Genomic DNA, 19,502 nt, shown 5'->3' on the forward strand with positions numbered 1-19,502 from the left:
CTACCAGCCGGTGCCCTCGCAGACCAGGTCGTGCGGCATTGACAGGGTCGTCGGGAGCACCGGCACGCCAGGTAGGTCGGCCACCCCGGGGATGGCCGCTACCGGCGGCATCGGAATCTCGGCGGGTACCGCCGGCGCCACGACCGGTACCGGTGGCAGGGCCGCCGGACCGGGAGGTCCCACCACCGCGACGGCGTGATCGACGGTTGCTGCCTCAACGGGCAATGGCGCGGCGACGGGCGCGGCTACAGGTGCCGGCGGCGCGGCGTCGGGTGTTGGAGGTACTGCAGCTTCTGGCATCGTCGCGGCGAGTTCGGTGACGGGCGCTGCTTCCACCTGGGCTGCTTCCACCGGCGCTGCGAATGGCACCGCGTCGATGGGCGGACCGGCCACCACCGGAACCGGAGGCGGCGCCAGAACGGGTGGGACCGCCGTGGGCACGGCAGGCACCGGCACGGTCGGCAGGCCCGCGGGGACGGGCGGAACACCGAGGGGCACGGCAACAGGCGCGGGTGGAACAGCGGCGGCGGCGTCAGCGACGACGGCCGCGCTATCGGCCAGCGGCGCCGCTGCCTCGGTCACGGTGGGCAGCACGGCCGCCGCATCGGGCAGGGACGCCAGCGCGGCGGCGGCGGCCTGGAGTGCCTCCGGCAGTGCATCCCGTGAGGCTGCCAGCTGTTCGATGATGTCACCGCAGGGCACGCCCGGGCTGGGCTCGGCGCTGGCGGTCGGCCCGAGGAATGCGGCAGTCCCGAGCAGGACGACGGTCGCCATCGAGGTCGACGCCAGCCGGCTGACAGTCCTGCGCACCACGCCCCCGTTCCGCTGATCCTGACGGCGTAGTGAAACGTAGCGTGTTACTGACGCTGCTCAAGGGGCAATGTTGAGAGTTATGGAATCGTAGCCGCGCCGAGTCGTTTCGGTGACCGAAGATCCGTTGAGAGTGATTGCGCCCCAGCGCTATTAGTCGCGGCCCGGTCGGCGCCGCGGTGTGGACCGTCGCCGTCGTCGGCTAAGTGTTGTCGGCGTTGCTGCGCGGGAAGCCGCCGCCCTGTGGGAACAGCGGGAACACGACGTCGTCGAGTTTCTCGGCGTCGCCGGCTGTCTTGTTCACCGTCGCGGCCCAGACATTTCCGTCGGGGGAGAGCTGCAGCGCCCAGGCGTGCCCATGGGTGTCCTGCCGCAGGACTTCCGGGTCGCCGGTGACGGCACCGGTCGCCGGCGCCAGTCGCACCGCCACGGTCTGCTTGGTGTTCACCAGGTTGACCAGCACTGTGCCGTCGAGGGCCGCACAGCCGGCGACACCCGGTTTATCGGGCCACGTCCACACGGTTGAGGTCTTCGAGTCTGGCGCGATGCGCTGCAGCCGGTCCGCGGTCGGGGTGCGGTCGGTGATGTAGAGGGAGTTGTCCGACGGGTCGACGCACATCCCGCCCGCGCTGCCCATTCCGCTGAGGGCGGTGGTGGTCGGTGCTTGGTTGACCGTGGTCGGTTGCTCGATGCGCAGCACCTTGCCTGCGAGTGAATTGGGGTCCGCGGCCAGGGCCGGGTTGCCCGCATCGCCGGTCTGCACCACCAGTGTGGTGGGGCTGGTGAAGATCAGCGAACCGGCGTTGCCCGTCGCACCCTTGGGGATCCCCGTCAGGATTTCCTTCGGGATGTCGTCATCGGCGATCCGGATCACCCGATTGTCGGTTGGAGTGCTGATATAGGCGTACATCAGCCGGTCCTGCGAATAGGTCGGCGAAAGCTTGATGTCCAGCAGGCCGCCGTCACCGGTGCTGTCGACCGGGATGACCGTCTTCACCTTGGGCTCCGCGCTGACCGAGATCTCCTTCACCGCGCCCGTGGTGCGCTCGGCCACCAGGGCGGTCTTGCTGTCGTCGCCCATGATCAGGCCGCTGGTGCTCTCCAGGCAGCCCTGCATCACACCGGGCGCCGGGCACTCTTTCGGGAACGGCTTGGCCGGCAGCGGGGGCGGTGGCGGCGGGGTCGACGGCGGCGGTGCCTTGCGTTCGGGTTCGGTGGTGAACGGCTGCGACTGGGTCTCGTCGAAGCGCGCACAGCCCGCAATAGGCAGGGCGAGAACGAGTCCGGCGCACAGTGCGGCCCGAACACCCTGGACCGGCCAGCGCGTCAGCATGCCCACCAGGTTACGGATCGCGCGGGAGTGCTCGCCACGGACCGTCGGCAGGGCTCGTCGGCGAATTGTTCGGCGGGCAGATCACGACCCGGTCACAACTGGCGAAAATGTCCAAAATTGCAGGCAAAAGCGCCGCTCAAATCCCCGATTCGCGAGAACTTGCACTTACCCTGACTCTCGTGACGAGTCCTTCGAATGACCCACACTGGCAGCGACCAGGCGATGCGTCGTCTGGAGCCGGCAGCTCCCGGCCGGCCTCGGCGAGCCTGGTCGACCCCGAAGACGATATGCCGTCGGCGACCTACGGCGGCGACTTCGAGACCACCACGATCACGAACTATGGCTCGAGCTACGGCACGGCCAGCCCGTCATCGAGCAACGGCTATGCGCTGCTCAATGATCCCGAGCCGTTGCCTTATGTGCAGCCGCAGCCGATGCGCCCGATGATCGGCCCCACCGAGATCGAGCCCGAGGACTACGACCGGGCGCGCAACGCCGGCCGCCGCGGCACCCAGGACCTGGGACTTTTTCTGCTGCGCGCGGCTTTCGGTGCGCTGCTGATCGCCCACGGACTGCAGAAGATCTTCGGCTGGTGGGGCGGCCAGGGACTCGGCAGCTTCCGCGATTCGCTCGAAGGGCTCGGTTTCCAGCATGCCGATCTTCTCGTCTATGCCGCCGCAGGTGGCCAGATCGCCGCTGGTGTGCTGCTGGTACTGGGTCTGTTCACCCCGCTGGCCGCCGCCGTCGCGCTCGCCTACCTGATCAACGCCCTGCTGGCCGGGGTTATGTTGCAGGAGAACCCGGCCCAATTGCAGTTCTTCCTCCCCGCCGGGCACGAGTTCGTGATCACCTTGATCGTGGTCGCCGCCGCGATCATCTTGTGTGGGCCGGGCCGATGGGGTTTCGACGCCGGGCGCGGCTGGGCGCGAAGGCCTTTCATCGGATCCTTCGTCGCGCTGCTGGTGGGGATCGGCGGCGGTATCGCCATCTGGGTGCTGCTGAACGGGGCGAATCCGCTAGTCGGCTAGCTGTACGGGTTGGGCACCCGGCCGTCGCTGACCTCGGTGAGCAGCGGAAGCGTCGCGAACGTCACCGCGGGCAATCGGAGTTCACTGCCGTCCTTGAGGCGGGCCCTGGCCCATGAGGACTTCACGAACTTGAGTCCGTCGATCTCCTCCCAGCTCACCGTCCTGCTGCTCAGCAGCGATCGGGCCGTCACTGTGTCGTGGTCGGCCACGGTCCGCAGCCGCACGATCATCGCCGCCAGCACCACCGGAATCAGCAGCAGCGGCAGCGCCCACGGCCAGGCCAGCACCGGGATCAGCAACCCCAGCGTGGTGAACCCGACCGCGAGCAGGGCCATCGGCGAAATCTTGATCACCACGGGTTCGACGACAGGAGTAGGCACTCCGCCATCATTCCATCTTTCGATAGGTGAGAAATTTGACCTTTGACCAGTACGGCGGCTACCGTCGAGCATTATGCAGGCCCTTATGCGCACCCTCGTAGTAATTTGTCGGCGCGTTGGTGCCGTCTAGCCCAGTCGGGCTAACCCCTACCAACACCAACGCGCAACCCTCGTGCAGCAGCAGCTGACGGGGGTTTTTTGTTGCCCATCTATTTTTGTTGCCCACCAACAGAGCATGCACCACCCACTGATCGAAGATGAGGACACCGTGAGCGCACCCACCACGCGACCACCGGAGCCGGCCACGCCCGCGAACGGCACCCCCGTTCCGGCTGGCAAGCCCGCCGCCAAGTCCACCGGCAGCGCGCCGAGAAGGGTTGCGCCGCAGCAGCTTACGGGTGCCCAGTCGGTAATCCGGTCACTGGAGGAGCTCGATGTCGAGGTGATCTTCGGCATTCCCGGCGGTGCGGTGTTGCCGGTCTACGACCCGCTTTTCGATTCGGTGAAGCTACGCCATGTGCTGGTTCGGCATGAGCAGGGCGCGGGCCACGCCGCCAGCGGCTACGCCCACGCCACCGGCAAGGTCGGCGTGATGATGGCCACTTCCGGACCCGGTGCCACCAACCTGGTCACCCCGCTGGCCGACGCGCAGATGGACTCCATCCCTGTCGTGGCGATCACCGGGCAGGTCGGTCGCGCGCTGATCGGTACCGACGCCTTCCAGGAAGCCGATATCTCCGGCATCACCATGCCGATCACCAAGCACAACTTCCTGGTGCGTAACGGCGACGAGATCCCCGAGGTGATGGCCGAGGCCTTCCACATCGCCTCCAGCGGACGTCCAGGGGCTGTTCTGGTGGACATCCCCAAGGACATCCTGCAGGGGCAGTGCACCTTCAGCTGGCCGCCGCGGATCGACCTGCCCGGCTACAAGCCGAACACCAAACCGCACAACCGCCAGATCCGCGAGGCGGCCAAGCTGATCGCCGCCGCCCGCAAGCCGGTGCTCTATGTCGGCGGTGGCGTGATCCGTGGTGAAGCCACCGACCAGCTGCTCGACCTCGCCGAGCTGACCGGCATCCCCGTCGTCACCACGCTGATGGCGCGCGGTGCGTTCCCCGACAGCCACCCGCAGAACCTGGGCATGCCCGGTATGCACGGCACCGTCGCCGCGGTGGGTGCGCTGCAGAAGAGTGATCTGCTGATCGCGCTCGGCACCCGCTTCGACGACCGGGTGACGGGCAAGCTGGACTCGTTCGCGCCCGAAGCCAAGGTGATCCACGCCGATATCGATCCGGCCGAGATCGGCAAGAACCGCCATGCCGATGTGCCGATCGTCGGTGACGTCAAGGCCGTCATCTCCGATCTGATCGAGGCGCTGCGCAGCGAGAACGCTGTCGGCACTCGACTCAACATCGGCAACTGGTGGGAATACCTGTCCTCGGTGCGGGCGACGTATCCGCTGAGCTACGGCCCGCAGAGCGACGGCAGCATGAGTCCGGAATACGTCATCGAGACGCTGGGCCGGATCGCCGGACCCGACGCGGTCTATGTGGCAGGCGTTGGGCAGCATCAGATGTGGGCCGCGCAGTTCATCAAGTACGAGAACCCCCGGACCTGGCTGAACTCGGGCGGTCTTGGCACCATGGGCTACGCCGTCCCGGCGGCGATGGGCGCCAAATTTGCCCGGCCCGACGCCGAGGTGTGGGCGATCGATGGCGACGGCTGCTTCCAGATGACCAATCAGGAACTGGCGACCTGCGCCGTGGAGGGCGCACCGATCAAAGTGGCGTTGATCAACAACGGCAACCTCGGCATGGTGCGGCAGTGGCAGACGCTGTTCTACGAAGAGCGTTACAGCCAGACCAACCTCTCGACCCACTCCCATCGCATCCCGGATTTCGTCAAGCTGGCCGAGGCGCTCGGTTGCGTCGGATTGCGTTGTGAGCGTGCCGAAGACGTCGAAGACGTGATCAACCAGGCCAGGGCGATCAACGACCGGCCCGTGGTGATCGACTTCATCGTCGGCGCCGACGCGCAGGTCTGGCCGATGGTCGCCGCAGGTATGAGCAATGACGAGATCCAGGCGGCTCGTGGAATCCGGCCGCTGTTCGACGACCAGGGCAATGAGGGGCATGCGTGATGGGCATTCAGACACACACCTTGTCGGTCCTCGTCGAGGACAAACCCGGCGTGCTGGCGCGCGTCGCCTCCCTGTTCTCCCGGCGCGGCTTCAACATCCAGTCGCTCGCCGTGGGTGCCACCGAGCAGAAGAACCTGTCCCGGATGACGATCGTCGTCTCGGTCGAGGACTTCCCGCTGGAGCAGGTCACCAAGCAGCTGAACAAGCTGATCAACGTGATCAAGATCGTCGAACAGGACGAGGACAACTCGGTCTCGCGGGAGCTCGCACTGATCAAGGTGCGTGCCGATGCGACCACCCGTGGGCAGATCATCGAAGCGGTGAACCTGTTCCGCGCCAAAGTCGTTGACGTGTCGGCAGAGTCGTTGGTCGTCGAGGCCACCGGCACCCCCGGCAAGCTGACGGCGCTGCTGAATCTCCTGGAGCCCTACGGCATCAGGGAGATCGCGCAGTCCGGCATGGTGACGCTGGCCCGCGGGCCACGCGGTATCGGCGCCGGCAAATAATCAATCTCTTCGGTAAAAGCACAGAAAAGGAAAAAATCAAGTGGCAGTTGAGATGTTCTACGACGACGACGCAGACCTGTCGATCATCCAAGGGCGCAAGGTCGGCGTCATCGGCTACGGCAGCCAGGGCCACGCGCACTCGCTGAGCCTGCGCGACTCCGGCGTCGAGGTCAAGGTCGGCCTCAAAGAGGGCTCCAAGTCCCGGGAGAAGGTCACCGAGCAGGGCCTCGAGGTCGATACGCCCGCCGAGGTCGCCAAGTGGGCCGACGTGATCATGTTGCTTGCGCCCGATACCGCGCAGGCCGAGATCTTCAAGAACGACATCGAGCCGAACCTGGAGGCCGGCAACGCGCTGTTCTTCGGCCACGGTCTGAACATCCACTTCGACCTGATCGAGCCGGCCGAGAACATCACCGTCGGCATGGTCGCGCCCAAGGGCCCCGGCCACCTGGTGCGCCGCCAGTTCGTCGACGGCAAGGGCGTGCCCTGCCTGATCGCCATCGATCAGGACCCCAACGGCGAGGGGCAGGCGCTGGCGCTGTCCTACGCCAAGGCCATCGGTGGTGCCCGCGCCGGCGTCATCAAGACGACCTTCAAGGAAGAGACCGAGACCGACCTCTTCGGTGAGCAGGCCGTGTTGTGCGGTGGCACCGAGGAATTGGTGAAGGTCGGCTTCGAGGTCATGGTCGAGGCGGGCTACGCGCCGGAGATGGCCTACTTCGAGGTGCTGCACGAGCTCAAGCTGATCGTCGACCTGATGTACGAGGGTGGCATCGCGCGGATGAACTACTCGGTGTCCGACACCGCGGAGTTCGGTGGCTACCTGTCGGGCCCGCGGGTCATCGACGCCGACACCAAGGAGCGCATGCGCGGCATCCTCAAGGACATCCAGGACGGCACTTTCGTCAAGGAGCTCGTCGCCAATGTCGAGGGCGGCAACAAGCGCCTGGAGAAGCTGCGCAAGGAGAACGCCGAGCACCCCATCGAGGTCACCGGCAAGAAGCTGCGCGACCTGATGAGCTGGGTCGACCGACCCATCACGGAGACCGCCTAGCAGTCTGATTTCGGCGTGCTCTCGACCGGTCAGCGGTCGGGAGCACGCCGAAGTCGCAGCTAGGGGGACAATGCCGGCATCGTCGTGATGCCGAACTCGCGCCGCAATGCGGTGCGCGCCGCGTAGTAACCGGCCATCCCGTGTACGCCCGTTCCGGGCGGGGTCGCCGATGAGCACAGATACGCCTTGGGGATCGGCGTGGTCCACGGATCGGCCCGCAGCGTCGGGCCGACCATCGCCGCGAACAGTGTTGCGCCCCCGACGATGATGTCGCCGCCGACGTAATTGGCGTTGTGCTGCGACATCTGGGCCGCGGGCACGCAGCGGGTCGCGAGAATCAGGTCCCGGAAGCCGGGTGCCTCCCGCTCGAACAGGTCGATCACGGTCTCACTCAGGTCGGCCGTCGAGCCCGACGGCACATGCGCGTAGGTCCACAGTGGCCGGCGGCCCTGATCGTCGATACGCGACGGATCCGACAGATGGGGGAGCGACGCCAGAGTCATCGGCCATTCGGCGTGGCGGCCCGCTGCCACCTCCCGCTCGGCCAGCGCCATCTGCGCTCGGCTGCCGCCCATGTGGACCGTCGATGCGTGGGCGAGTCGCTGGTCGCGCCAGGGGATCTCATCGGAAAGCACGAAGTCGATCTTGCAGACACCTGGACCGAATCGGTAGCGGCGCAACGCCTTTGCGTAGCGGTGCGGCACCGCGTCGCCGTAGATGTCCAGCAGTGCGGTCGGGGCGGTGTCGTAGAGGACCACCCCGGCGGGCGGTGATGTGACCGGCTGACCGAGCTCCAGTTCGCCGCCGTGGGCCAACAGGTCGGCGATCAGTGCGTCGGAGATCACCTGCGTGCCGCCGACGGGCACCGCCCAGCCGGCGGTGTGCGCAACGGTGCCGAGCATCAGCCCGGCCCCGCTGACGACCGGTGACGGCATGGTGGAGATGGCATGTGCCCCAACGCCGGCGAAGAGTGCCTGTGCGTCGTCGCCGCGCAGCAGGCCCCAGGCCGGGCTGCCCAGCGCCAACACCCGCAGGCCGGTGCGCACGGTGGTGACCAGATCGGGCGGCAGTGACCGCTTGTCCCCGAGGAAGAACCCGAGCACGCCGTCGACGTGTTCGGTCAGCGGGCCGAACAGCCTACGCCAGGAAGCACCGTCGTCGAGCTCGTCGCAGGTGTGTTGCAACGAGTGGTACGCCACTGCCGCGGCCCGGCCGGGCAACGGGTTCGCGTACGACACCTCCGGCGCCACCAGGTCGACCCCGCGGGCCGCCAGATCGAACGCGGCGAAAAACGGTGAGGCCACCCCCAGGGGGTGCACCGCCGAGCAGACGTCGTGCAGCACTCCCGGGAATTCGGGGTCGGCCGCGCTGCGGGCGCCACCGCCCGGCGTCGGCTGCGCCTCGATGACGCGCACCGACAGCCCGGCCCTGGCACAGATCACGGCAGCCGCCAGCCCGTTGGGCCCGCTACCGACGACGGTGACGTCTGTGTCCATCGCACAATTACAGCCCATTACTCTGTTCGCGTGAGCCTGCCCGTTGTTTTGATTGCCGACAAACTTGCCGAGTCAACCGTTGCCGCCCTGGGAGACCAGGTGGAGGTGCGCTGGGTCGACGGCCCGGATCGGGAAAAGCTACTGGCCGCGGTACCCGAAGCCGACGCACTGCTGGTGCGTTCGGCCACCACCGTCGACGCCGAGGTACTCGCCGCCGGCACCAAGCTGAAGATCGTCGCCCGCGCCGGTGTCGGCCTGGACAACGTCGACGTCGACGCCGCGACCGCCCGCGGTGTGCTGGTGGTCAACGCCCCGACCTCGAATATCCACAGCGCCGCCGAGCATGCGCTGGCGCTGATGCTCGCCGCCGCCCGCCAGATCGCTCCGGCCGATGCGTCGCTGCGCGAACACACCTGGAAGCGGTCGTCGTTCAACGGCACCGAGATCTTCGGCAAGACCGTCGGCGTAGTCGGCCTCGGTCGCATCGGCCAGCTCGTCGCGGCGCGGCTGGCCGCCTTCGGCACCCACATCGTCGCCTACGACCCCTACGTGTCGCAGGCCCGCGCCGCCCAGCTCGGTATCGAGCTACTCTCGCTCGACGAGTTGCTCGGCCGCGCCGACTTCATCTCGGTCCACCTGCCGAAGACGAAGGAGACCGCGGGGCTGATCGGCAAGGAGGCGCTGGCCAAGACCAAGCCGGGTGTGATCATCGTCAACGCCGCCCGCGGCGGCCTGATCGACGAGGCGGCCTTGGCCGACGCCATCACCAGCGGCCATGTCCGCGGCGCCGGTATCGACGTGTTCAGCACCGAGCCGTGCACCGACAGCCCGCTGTTCGAACTGCCGCAGGTCATCGTCACCCCGCACCTCGGTGCCTCGACGGCCGAAGCGCAGGATCGCGCAGGCACCGACGTCGCCGCCAGCGTGAAGCTCGCACTGGCCGGCGAATTCGTGCCCGATGCCGTCAACGTCGGTGGCGGCACCGTCGGCGAGGAAGTGGCGCCATGGCTGGAGATCGTCCGGAAGGTCGGCGTCCTCATCGGCGCCCTCAAGTCTGAGCTGCCGGTGTCGCTGACGGTGCAGGTCCGCGGTGAGCTGGCGGCAGAGGACGTCGAGGTGCTCAAGCTCTCGGCGCTGCGCGGCCTGTTCTCCGCGGTGATCGAGGATCAGGTGACGTTCGTCAACGCGCCCGCGCTGGCAGCTGAGCGTGGCGTCAACGCCGAGATCACCACGGCCACCGAAAGCCCCAACCACCGCAGCGTCGTCGACGTGCGGGCGGTCTACTCCGACGGCTCGGCCACCAACGTCGCGGGCACGCTGTCCGGGCCGCAGCAGGTGCAGAAGATCGTCCAGATCAACGGCCGCAACTTCGATCTGCGTGCCGAGGGCTACAACCTGATCATCAACTACGCCGACCAGCCGGGTGCGCTCGGCAAGATCGGCACCCTGCTCGGCGGGTCCGGTGTCGACATCTTCGCCGCCCAGATGAGTCAGGACTCCAGCGGTGAAGGCGCGACGGTGATGTTGCGTGTCGATCGCGAGGTGCCCGCTGACGTGCTCGAGAGCCTGGCCGCAGCGGTCGAGGCAGTGACCTTGGAACTGGTGGACCTGTCATGAAGCTTGCGGTGATCGGCGGCGACGGTATCGGACCCGAGGTGGTCGCGCAGGGCCTGCGGGTGCTCGACGTCGTGCTGCCCGGGGTACAGCGCACCGAGTACGACCTCGGTGCCCGGCGCTACCACGCGACGGGTGAGACGCTGCCCGACGGCATGGTCGACGAGCTCAAGGGGTATGACGCGATCCTGCTCGGCGCGATCGGTGACCCGTCGGTGCCCAGCGGTGTACTCGAACGCGGGCTGTTGCTCACGCTGCGCTTCGCGTTGGACCACCACGTGAATCTGCGGCCGTCGAAGCTGTACCCGGGCGTGAAGAGTCCGCTGGCCGGCGATCCCGCGATCGATTTCGTCGTGGTGCGGGAAGGGACCGAGGGGCCGTACACGGGCAACGGCGGCGTGATCCGCATCGGCACGCCACACGAGGTCGCCACCGAGGTGAGCCTGAACACCGCCTTCGGCGTCGAGCGGGTGGTCCGTGACGCATTCGCCCGCGCCATGACCCGCCGCAAGCACCTCACGCTGGTGCACAAGACCAATGTGCTGAGCTTCGCCGGCAAGCTGTGGTCACGCATCGTGGCCGAGGTGGGCACGGAGTTTCCCGACGTCGAGGTCGGCTACCAGCACATCGACGCAGCGACCATCCACCTGGTCACCGACCCGGGACGATTCGACGTCATCGTCACCGACAACCTGTTCGGCGACATCATCACCGATCTCGCCGCGGCGGTCGCGGGTGGAATCGGGTTGGCCGCGAGCGGCAACATCGATGCCACGCGCACCAATCCCTCGATGTTCGAGCCGGTGCACGGCAGTGCGCCCGATATCGCGGGTAAGGGCATCGCCGATCCGACCGCCGCCGTCATGTCTGTTGCGCTGCTGCTGGCCCATCTCGGTGAGACCGAGGCCGCGGCACGGGTCGACAAAGCGGTCGAAGAGCACCTCGCGACCCGCGGCGACGAGCAGCTGTCGACGACAGCCGTGGGTGACCGGATCATCGGCAAGCTCTAGCCAAGCCCCAGACGCGGTTGACATTGCTCGCCACACTGAACCGACAGTGCTGGCTGTTCGTGATCGGTTCTGCGTTCTTCGCGGCGGCGACCGCACCGGGACTGACCGGATTCATCGGCGCCGGCACGGCGAACTTGCTGTGTTTCATCGGGTCGTGGTTCTTCACCACCGCAGGGTGGATGCAACTGCGGCTCTGCGGGCAGGAATGGACCACCGAATGGCTTTCCGCGGCAATACAATTCCTCGGAACCATCTTGTTCAACGTCAGTACGGGGTCGGCGGTGGTGGCGCATGCGGTAATGACCGAGCGTCGACTTGTCTGGGCGCCCGATGTGACGGGTTCGGTCGCATTCTTGGTCAGCGGTGTGCTCGGTGTCGTCGCGGTCTCGGTGGGCATCGGCCGGTTGGCGCTGAAGTCCCGTGACTGGCAGGCGGAGTGGATCAACCTGATCGGGTGCGTGGCTTTCGGGGTGTCCGCCGTGGCGGCGTTCGTCAGGATCGACGGCGCCACCGTGGACCCCACGCTGGCGAACCTTGGCACCTTCGTCGGTGCGCTCTGCTTTCTGGCGGCCGCGCTGCTGATCCTGCCGCGCCGCTCGCGATCGGCTGCGAACACCAGGTAGCGGCGCTTTATCGCATCGCCTCGTGCCCCACACGCCGACAGTTAGTAGCGCCGCTGTGCTGGCGACCGTGAAGGGCGCCAACCCGACCGCGGAAACAGACCGCTCGTGCTGGTCAGCGTGCCCAGAACATGACGGCCCGGCAGCAACACCAGGTCCCCGACTCAACGGTGTATCGGCGATCGCCGCAGAAGATATCCGCGTGCGGCTTTCCTACTGTGCGAGCACTTTTGCCTTGAGAGCGTCACACTCCTGCTCGGTGATGGTGCCTTCCTCGAGAAGCGCTTTGGCGTTGACGATGCCTACGCGGGGGAGTGGCCCGCCGCGGCCTTGGCGTAAGCGTCGGTTTCCTGTTTGGCCTGGGCTGTCGAATCCTGTGCGCGCTCGGCCATGCCTTTTCCGCGCGCGATCAGATAGACCAAGGCAGTCAGATAAGGCAGCCCTTCGCGCGTAATCGGCGGCGCGCCTTGTGCCCCCAGAATCTGTGATGTCGCCGTGGAGTGTAGTCAGGACGGGCGGTCTGACAGTGACCATGAGCGGATATTGGCGAATTTTGACCCCCGAAGATGGGTCACGATCGACGTCGGACGGACACCTACTTCGTGATGAACCCGTCATCGACTCCGGCTGCGTACAACTCCGCTTTGGTGCGGGCGGGGTGCCCTACCCGGGCGTACTTGTCGCGCACTCGGTCGATGTACTGCTTGGCCGTGCTGGGTGCGACTCCCATCCGTCGGGCGACGCTGTCGAGCTTCAGGCCGCATGCGTACAGCCGTAGTGCCTCCAACTCGTTATCAGAGAGCTTTGGCCGATCGGCGTCATGGTCGATCACCAGTGCCTTGGCCAGAACAGGACTCATCCACTGCTGACCATTGAGGGCGGCGTCCACCGCGGCACAGAGCTCTTTCATACTGTCGCTTTTGGCCACCACTCCCGCAACCCCGGCGGCCAGCATTCGGCGGACGTGCCGCGGGCTGCTGAGCGCCGACACGATGAGCACCGCGACACCCCGTTCTGTCAGGGTGGCGACGATCTGCTCATCGGCCAGCCCCCCGGCGTCGAGGTCGAGATCGAGCAGGAGGAGGTCCAGATGATGGTGCAGAACAGCCTCCACGGTGCTGGCGGTGCTCACCTCGTGGCCGAGATCGCGCACCACACCGGCGAGTGCTTCTCGAACCAGCACGTGGTCGTCGACCACCGCGATGTGCGCCACGGTCACCACCTGATTTCGACGAGGCCATCGGAATTCGTCAACCTAACATCAGCCTCTCCGGCCATCGGCGATGCGGCGATGACGCTTTGTCCCGCCGCGATAGCGTTCGGTGGAGCAACCAGAATCAATTCGCCACGGCCACTGGATCGGAACAACCCAAGGCAGACCCTGTCATCGGGAGCGCAGGCGGCGATGATGCCGACGACCGCCATGGAGACGGACTGTGCGAGCGCTGCATCGAGGACGCCTTCCTCGAGGTTGACCTCGACGCTGACTCGTGCGCGTTTGGCCGCGTTGATGATCTCGACGAACGCTTCGGTGATCTCGCCGGACTCGTAGGGCAATCCGATGAGTGCTCGCAGGTAACACTCCTCCAGCGCCGCCGTTGCGCGGATCTCAGGATCGTGTACGAGTTCTGGCTGCGTGCAGACCCTGAGCAACAGGGCGCGTGCTTCGTCGATCAGGCTATCGAAACTGCCACTTCGGATTGCGATTTCGGCTAGTAGTCGATCTTGTTGAGCACGTCCGTGCAACTCGTCGTCAAGCTGAGTCGCGACCGCATCGGACAACCTCGATACCTGTCGACGTAACACCAGGAACGCGGCGACCACCAACGCGTCGGCGATCAGAAGAGCCACAGTTGATCCGCCACAATGCGCGGCGTCGTGGTACAGGACGATGAACGAGCCGAGTCCGATGACCGCGAGAGCGGGCGCCACGACCCGTGCTCGACCGTCGAGCAGGACGAGGACGGCGCAAATGGTCGCCGCGGCGTCTCCGCCCCAGCCGAGATTGGGATGAACGCCGCACCCGGCCTGCGCGGGGTGGGAGAATCCGAAGATCACCATCCCGCCCATCAGCGCCACGTAGGTGCCCCCCACCGCGCCGATCGGTAGGCCGGCTGCGTCACCGGCATAACGCAAGACCACCGCCAAGGCGATCGCGACGATGAGCCAGACGGTCAGTGGCGGTGCGAATGCCGCGACCGACCACCCGGTCCGCAGGGTCGTCGTAACAAGCATCACCACGCCGAATTCGGTGAGCATCACCGCTGCGATCCCCGCTGCCATCCGAAATGACGCTCGCTGGAACACATCCGAGCGCGTGGTGGGTCGTGGTATCGGAATCTCGATGGTGGTGGCCGTCCCTCCACCGGGAGTGCTGGCGACGGTTGTACGTGTTCCTGCATCCTCGGCCCGAACCGCCATCGCGGACTGCAGTGGGGCGATGTCGGACATACCCTCTCCGGCATCGGTTACGGTGACGTGCCTTGTCGCCGAGCAATATTCGATGGCCGCCTCCGCTACCTGTGCGTGCTTGGCGACATTTGTCACCGACTCCCGAATCGTCGAGAGAATCTCCCGACGCTGCCACCCGGGCAGGTCGGCAAGGCACCGGCGGAATCCGGCGACATTACCGATAGTGAGATCGACACCGATTGCGCGCGCATGGGCGAAAATGTCATCCACCGACGCCGAGGCAACGTGCTGGTTCGCCCGCGATTCGTCCACTGCACGGATGTCGTCGGCGCATCGCCGCGCGACCACTGAGTCAGCGCTGACAATCCGTCCCGTGGCTATTGCGCCCAAGGTGTTGACGATGGTGTCGTGCAGTAAACGTGCTCTCCGCCGTCCCGCTTCCGCCTCCAGCTGCCGGCGGGCCAGTGTTCGGTCGGCCGTCAACCTGGCATGCGCCCGGTGGTCGGCTTCGGCAGCGACGGCACGCAACTCGCGGACCGCCACCCCGGCTGCGAGTGCGGTACCGAGGCAGTTCACCGGTAACAGGACGAGGTAGCTCCAGGCGTACGGGGTCAGGTCATCCACGGCGACATACAGTGACGTCGCGATGGCAAGGCTGATGGCGAGGCTGCTGGCGACGGCCGCCTGCAGTCGAAGCAGTAGGCCGGCCAGTATCGATACCGAGATGCCGACGTTCAGCGCAGCCCGCAGAATCTCAATGGTGGATCCGGTTGCGTGTGCCGCGATCGCCACACCGATGAGCGTCCATGTCGCAAGAAGCGCGGGCGGCGACACCCGCCGCAGTGCGGCGAGCGCCCAGACAGCTGCGTGAATGGCGAAGGCCACGCCTGCCGCCAGCGGCCGGGTCAGGTCGTGTGAGTTGGCGCCGACCAGGAGAAACTGGATCGAGGGCGCCACCGCTGCCCAGAACAGCGCCGCGTTCGTCAGCGCCCGGTCGACGCCCATCCGGTGAGCAGCGTCTGTACTCGGAGACGAACTGCGGTCGGTTTGAACCGCGCGAGCAGCCCGTTCCCAGCTGGCTACCGAACGCCGCACTATCAATCCACCCATCGCCGCCACGATATCTGCGTGTGAGGATGACGGACCCGAGCCGGGCCGAAGGTCAGGCCGAGCGGGTGAATCCGATATCGTCGCCGATCACTGTGGCCGGACCAATCGGCAGCTTCTCGGCATCTGCTCCGGCGACTTTCACGAATTCGAGCTTGTCCTTCCAGACCTTGCGGATCAGGTCCTCGAAGGCCATTGTGGTGAGCTGCTCCCCGGGGCAGCGGCGGTAGCCGAAGCCAAATGGTGCGAACCCGGCGTAGTCGCACACGGGCATCGGTCGATCGTCGGCTACACCGAAGACCGTGCCGAACGCGCTGTTGTGCAGTGACGCCTTTCGACCGTCCTTGACGTCGAACGTCGACTTCGGATCGAACGGACACTGCGCCAGACCCATTTGGAGGATGCGTGTTTCGTCGATCTGTTGGCTGGTGGGCGCTTTCACGTAGCGCGACGGGTCGAAAACATCGGGATTCGCCCACTGGACCGGGTCGAGGCTGGTCGAGGTATGCGGGCTGACGATGTAGTTGTGCCGTTCGAATGCGGGTGGCCTGGTTTCCTCGAGTGCGGAGATGCTTCCGCCGTTGGGCGAAATAACGCGAAAGAGTTCCATGACAAACCGCTCGAGGGGAGGAAAGGCACTGCCGTCCGGGGTGTCGAACGCACCAGACATGGTCTTCTGGTATTCGGCCTTGGCCTGTCCGTCTCCACCTTCTTTGCTCAGCTTCGCCATGACGTTGTACAGGCTGTTACCCCACTGGCTGAATGCCACGAAGTTGTGGAAGCACTCGAACACCACGTCCTTGTGGTTGAAGTACTCGCTTTCTTCGCCGTTCTTAAGCCAGTACCACGCAAAGGTCTTCTCGGGCGCCGGCGTCTTTCCTGACTGGATATCTTTGAGGCGGTCGTCGATCCACGATTTCAGGAAGGAAAGGTTCTTCCGGACAGTCATGTAATTGTCGTAGACGATCTTCTGGGTGGGATCGCGGTAAGCCAGCACGGTATTGAAGCTGGCGCCGATCTGGCGCACCTCGGCCGGAAGATCCTTGCCCTTGACGCCCAAATGCAGGTCCCAGTAGAGGTCCCAAAAGGTATCCAGGTAGATCCGCATCAAGGGTTTCCCGGCGTTCCTCGCGGCGAACAGTTCGTCGAAGAAACCGACGACCTTCTCCTGATACATCCCTTGGTAGAGGTCAGGTGTCACCGCGGACATATAGATACGCTTGCGCCGGTTGTCGGGTCCGCGTTTCTCCAGGCCCTGGAGGAACACGGTGACACCTTGTTCCGGATCTGGCTGCCACGTATCGCTGAGCAGACCCCACAGGTCGTAGGGGAGGGCGTTCTCTTTGGTCAAGGCAACGTCGATCATGGGAAGGACGGGACGCTCTCCATCGGAAAGCGTGTTCAAGTACCACGGCAGGACCGCATGCTCGACATAGTCGGCGTCGAATTCGGCAAGGTACTGGGCGCGCAGCTTCGCTATTGCAGAAGCCATCTGGTCATCGGCTGCCGTCGCTGGAGCAGGGCTGGGAGCGGAGGGGGGCGAGGAGTTCGCGCACCCCGCCAGAGCGGTGATCCCTGCGACGGCACCTGCACCGCTTGTGATGAAAACACGCCGTCTCACGTATGTACCCCTTTGGTTTCAGAACTCAGTCAGCATCGGTCGGGTTTTCCGCCCATTGCCACTCGCCAATGGAAGCCATTGTGGCGGTGCAGCTGTCGACATCTTGAGCCTAGCCACTGCTGTGCTCCGAAAATCGATCGCGATAGTGCAAGAGTTATCTTTGTCCCCAGAAAAGGGGACAAACCAGCCGGGTTGTCCGTTGGTGCAGAGGCGTTCGATTTCTACTGGGCAAGGCCTAGGGCGCGCGCTGCGACTTCTTCATCGGGTCGGCGTGCACCGGTACCAACGGCAGCGCGAGCAACGGGAACACCGCACACACCGCGAACGCCAACGGGAACCCGGCCGCCGCGATCAGGCCGCCGAACAGGGGTGGCACGATCCCTCCTGTCAGCAGCTGCGAGGTGTTCTGAGTGCCCAATGCGCGCCCACTCCAGAACGGACCCGCGATTTCGGCGATTGCCGTGAACGCCAACCCGTTGTCGGACACCGTGATCACCGATGCGATAACTATGACCGCGACGCTCAGCGGTGAGTGCAGATGATCGGTCAGCGCCAGCAAGCCCATCGCGATGGCGGCGCCGATCGCGATCGTGCGGATCGGCCGAAGCCGGGATCCGGTCTTGTCGGACCATCGGCCGGCGGCAATCCGGCCCCCGGCGCCGAGTACTTGGGCGAAGGTCACCATCGCACCTGCCGAGGCCGCAGACCAGCCGCGGTCGGTCATCAGCCACACCAGGGTGAAAGTCCAGACCAGGGCCTGCGGTACGACTAAGAGGACTGACACCGCATGGATACGCCACAGCACCGACGAGTTCCGGTAAGGATTGGCCAGCTCTGCGGCCGGCGCTTCGGCTCGATTCGACCGTGGCGGATCCAGCACGCCGACAGCACTGAATACCGCGGCCAGTGCGCACAGCACGGCGGGGAACAGCAGCGCCACGGACACTCCGTATGCCTGCGCCAACTGGGGAATCACCAAGGCGCCCAGGCCAACTCCGAGTGGCGTTGCAGTCTGCCGGATACCCATCACCAGCCCCCGCTGCTCTGGTGGGAACCAGCCGACGACCAGTCGGCCGCTGGCCGAGTTACTGCTGGCAGCCGCCATTCCGCCGAGAAACAGCAGCGCGCCGATCGCAGGAAGGGAGTGCGCCGATGCCGCACCGAACGTGGCAGCGGCGATCAGTGCGGAACCGACGGCCAGCACGATCCGCTCCCCGAAGCGGTCGACGATGTAGCCCCACGCGATCAGCGTCACGACCATGCCGAAGCTGGGCAACGCCGCCACCAGTCCGGCTGACGCGAGGTGCAGACCCCGTTGGGACTGCAGGGTCGGGATGAGAAACGCGACACCGTTGATGAACACATTCGCAAACAGGGTCGAACAGAGCGCCATGGCCAGCATCGACCATCGGCGCCACGTGCTTATCGAGTAGGTGGATGGAGCGGCCATGGAATCCATGCTCGCATGCCCGTCTCACGATGCTGAATCATGATTCCATTATGTGAGATGACGGTCTGGACGGGATGACACATGATTCGCGAACGGCGCCGCCCCGAGCATTAGCTAGGCCTGCGGACCGGAGTTGCTGAACTTCTCCAGGTAAGTCACAGCGTTCAGGCAGGCGTTGCGATGAGCGACGGTGGCGTCGTTGTCCAGCTGGGTGTCCGTGTCGTGCTCCACGCCGATGTCGATGAAAGTGACGAATTCCGAGTATCGGAGTTCGACGTTGCCCGGCATCGGGATCGGGTTGGTGGTGACGCCATAGATCTCCATCCCGCCTTTGATTAGGTCGACGTGGAAGTCGATGAACCCGCCCCCGTTGTCCTTGGCGAAGATGCCGGTGTATCCCCAGCCCTGACTCGGTGCGTCGCCGACTTCCTGAGGGGCCGGGCCGAGATAGAGAATGTCGACGATGAGCAGGTCACCGGGTTCAGCACCTTCGACGTGGATCGGGCCGGGCCACATGTGCGTTCCGGACAGGTCGACGTCGCGGACGCCATTGGCGGAGTCGTTGTTGCCGATCTGGGCGTCGGTCCACTCCCGGCACTCCACGCGGCGTGACCGGCCGGCGACCGAGGTGACGACCGCAGGTAAATCGGCGCTGGCGTCGAGTGCGGCACGGATACCAGGGTGGACGGACCTCACACCAGGCAGTCCGAACACCCGCCATCCGCTTCGCCGAAGGCTGGGCAGGGTTCCGAGGCGGCAACGGCGGCCATCGGTCGCGTGAGATCGAAGGGGCCGCAGGAATCGCAGCGGTATGGGTAGGTCGGCATCGAAAGTCGTTGCGGCACAGCGTGCATACACCGAAACGTCGTTCGTATTGCGACGACGGTAACCGCGCTGGCAGGACGCGATTATTTCGGC

At 65.8% G+C, this 19,502-nt stretch carries 17 protein-coding genes and 1 pseudogene; 7 read left to right on the top strand and 11 right to left on the bottom strand.

Annotation, left to right across the window (positions count from 1 at the left end):
• Both H7J73_RS21735 and H7J73_RS21740 read right to left on the bottom strand, forming a co-directional pair.
• Entirely contained in the window at positions 1-810 is an 810-nt protein-coding gene (locus H7J73_RS21735; protein ID WP_264069744.1) for a hypothetical protein, read from the bottom strand.
• A 202-nt stretch (positions 811-1,012) separates the two neighbouring features.
• Positions 1,013-2,143 carry a PQQ-dependent sugar dehydrogenase gene (locus tag H7J73_RS21740; RefSeq protein ID WP_264069745.1) on the bottom strand — a complete coding sequence of 377 codons (1,131 nt, stop codon included), beginning with the start codon at positions 2,141-2,143 and terminating at the stop codon, positions 1,013-1,015.
• Between the two features lie 179 nt (positions 2,144-2,322).
• Here H7J73_RS21740 and H7J73_RS21745 point away from each other — a divergent pair, with 179 nt between their 5' ends.
• Positions 2,323-3,171 carry a DoxX family protein gene (locus H7J73_RS21745; RefSeq protein WP_264069746.1) on the top strand — a complete coding sequence of 283 codons (849 nt, stop codon included), beginning with the start codon at positions 2,323-2,325 and terminating at the stop codon, positions 3,169-3,171.
• Here H7J73_RS21745 and H7J73_RS21750 read toward each other — a convergent pair.
• Positions 3,168-3,506, bottom strand: coding sequence for a PH domain-containing protein (locus H7J73_RS21750; RefSeq protein ID WP_264069919.1), 339 nt, complete (start codon positions 3,504-3,506; stop codon positions 3,168-3,170). The genes H7J73_RS21745 and H7J73_RS21750 overlap by 4 nt on opposite strands.
• A gap of 313 nt (positions 3,507-3,819) precedes the next feature.
• On the opposite strand from H7J73_RS21750, the gene H7J73_RS21755 reads away from it, so the two are divergent.
• Genes H7J73_RS21755 through ilvC form a run of 3 tightly spaced genes read left to right on the top strand, consistent with a single transcriptional unit; the run spans position 3,820 to position 7,254 of the window.
• Positions 3,820-5,694, top strand: coding sequence for an acetolactate synthase large subunit (locus H7J73_RS21755; RefSeq protein WP_264069920.1), 1,875 nt, complete (start codon positions 3,820-3,822; stop codon positions 5,692-5,694).
• Positions 5,694-6,200, top strand: coding sequence for an acetolactate synthase small subunit (gene ilvN / locus H7J73_RS21760; protein ID WP_264069747.1), 507 nt, complete (start codon positions 5,694-5,696; stop codon positions 6,198-6,200). The genes H7J73_RS21755 and ilvN overlap by 1 nt, the downstream gene beginning before the upstream one ends.
• A gap of 52 nt (positions 6,201-6,252) precedes the next feature.
• The gene (ilvC, locus tag H7J73_RS21765; protein WP_264069921.1) at positions 6,253-7,254 is read left to right on the top strand and encodes a ketol-acid reductoisomerase; all 1,002 of its coding nucleotides are present in this window, start codon (positions 6,253-6,255) and stop codon (positions 7,252-7,254) included.
• A gap of 59 nt (positions 7,255-7,313) precedes the next feature.
• Here ilvC and H7J73_RS21770 read toward each other — a convergent pair whose 3' ends face one another.
• Positions 7,314-8,750: a phytoene desaturase family protein gene (locus tag H7J73_RS21770; RefSeq protein ID WP_264069748.1), complete on the bottom strand. Its 1,437-nt coding sequence runs from the start codon at positions 8,748-8,750 to the stop codon at positions 7,314-7,316.
• A gap of 30 nt (positions 8,751-8,780) precedes the next feature.
• Here H7J73_RS21770 and serA point away from each other — a divergent pair, with 30 nt between their 5' ends.
• The 3 genes from serA to H7J73_RS21785 are packed head-to-tail and all read left to right on the top strand — an operon-like array spanning position 8,781 to position 11,997.
• Positions 8,781-10,367, top strand: a complete 1,587-nt coding sequence (gene serA / locus H7J73_RS21775) for a phosphoglycerate dehydrogenase (protein ID WP_264069749.1) — start codon at positions 8,781-8,783, stop codon at positions 10,365-10,367.
• Positions 10,364-11,374, top strand: coding sequence for a 3-isopropylmalate dehydrogenase (locus H7J73_RS21780; protein ID WP_264069751.1), 1,011 nt, complete (start codon positions 10,364-10,366; stop codon positions 11,372-11,374). Before serA ends, H7J73_RS21780 begins: the two co-directional genes overlap by 4 nt.
• A 59-nt stretch (positions 11,375-11,433) precedes the next feature.
• Positions 11,434-11,997, top strand: coding sequence for a hypothetical protein (locus tag H7J73_RS21785; RefSeq protein WP_264069752.1), 564 nt, complete (start codon positions 11,434-11,436; stop codon positions 11,995-11,997).
• Positions 11,998-12,207: 210 nt separating this feature from the next.
• On the opposite strand, the pseudogene H7J73_RS21790 reads toward H7J73_RS21785, so the two are convergent.
• The 7 genes and pseudogenes from H7J73_RS21790 to H7J73_RS33875 form a co-directional block, all read right to left on the bottom strand.
• Positions 12,208-12,434, bottom strand: a pseudogene (locus H7J73_RS21790) (hypothetical protein); the annotation flags it as partial.
• Positions 12,435-12,589: 155 nt separating this feature from the next.
• Positions 12,590-13,207 (bottom strand): response regulator, encoded by a 618-nt coding sequence (locus H7J73_RS21795; RefSeq protein ID WP_264069754.1) that lies wholly within the window; start codon positions 13,205-13,207, stop codon positions 12,590-12,592.
• A 2-nt stretch (positions 13,208-13,209) separates the two neighbouring features.
• Entirely contained in the window at positions 13,210-15,411 is a 2,202-nt protein-coding gene (locus H7J73_RS21800) for a sensor histidine kinase (protein WP_264069755.1), read from the bottom strand.
• Positions 15,412-15,568: 157 nt separating this feature from the next.
• A complete protein-coding gene (locus H7J73_RS21805; protein ID WP_264069756.1) occupies positions 15,569-17,005 on the bottom strand; it encodes a hypothetical protein in 1,437 nt (478 codons plus the stop codon).
• Between the two features lie 364 nt (positions 17,006-17,369).
• Positions 17,370-18,584, bottom strand: a complete 1,215-nt coding sequence (locus tag H7J73_RS21810) for an MFS transporter (RefSeq protein ID WP_264069757.1) — start codon at positions 18,582-18,584, stop codon at positions 17,370-17,372.
• A gap of 114 nt (positions 18,585-18,698) precedes the next feature.
• Positions 18,699-19,280: an acetamidase/formamidase family protein gene (locus tag H7J73_RS21815; protein ID WP_264069758.1), complete on the bottom strand. Its 582-nt coding sequence runs from the start codon at positions 19,278-19,280 to the stop codon at positions 18,699-18,701.
• Entirely contained in the window at positions 19,277-19,438 is a 162-nt protein-coding gene (locus H7J73_RS33875; protein WP_353962006.1) for an FmdB family zinc ribbon protein, read from the bottom strand. The genes H7J73_RS21815 and H7J73_RS33875 overlap by 4 nt, the downstream gene beginning before the upstream one ends.
• Positions 19,439-19,502 lie beyond the last annotated feature (64 nt).

Origin of the sequence: Mycolicibacterium komossense, from assembly GCF_025822605.1 — a bacterium.
GTDB lineage: Bacteria > Actinomycetota > Actinomycetes > Mycobacteriales > Mycobacteriaceae > Mycobacterium > Mycobacterium komossense.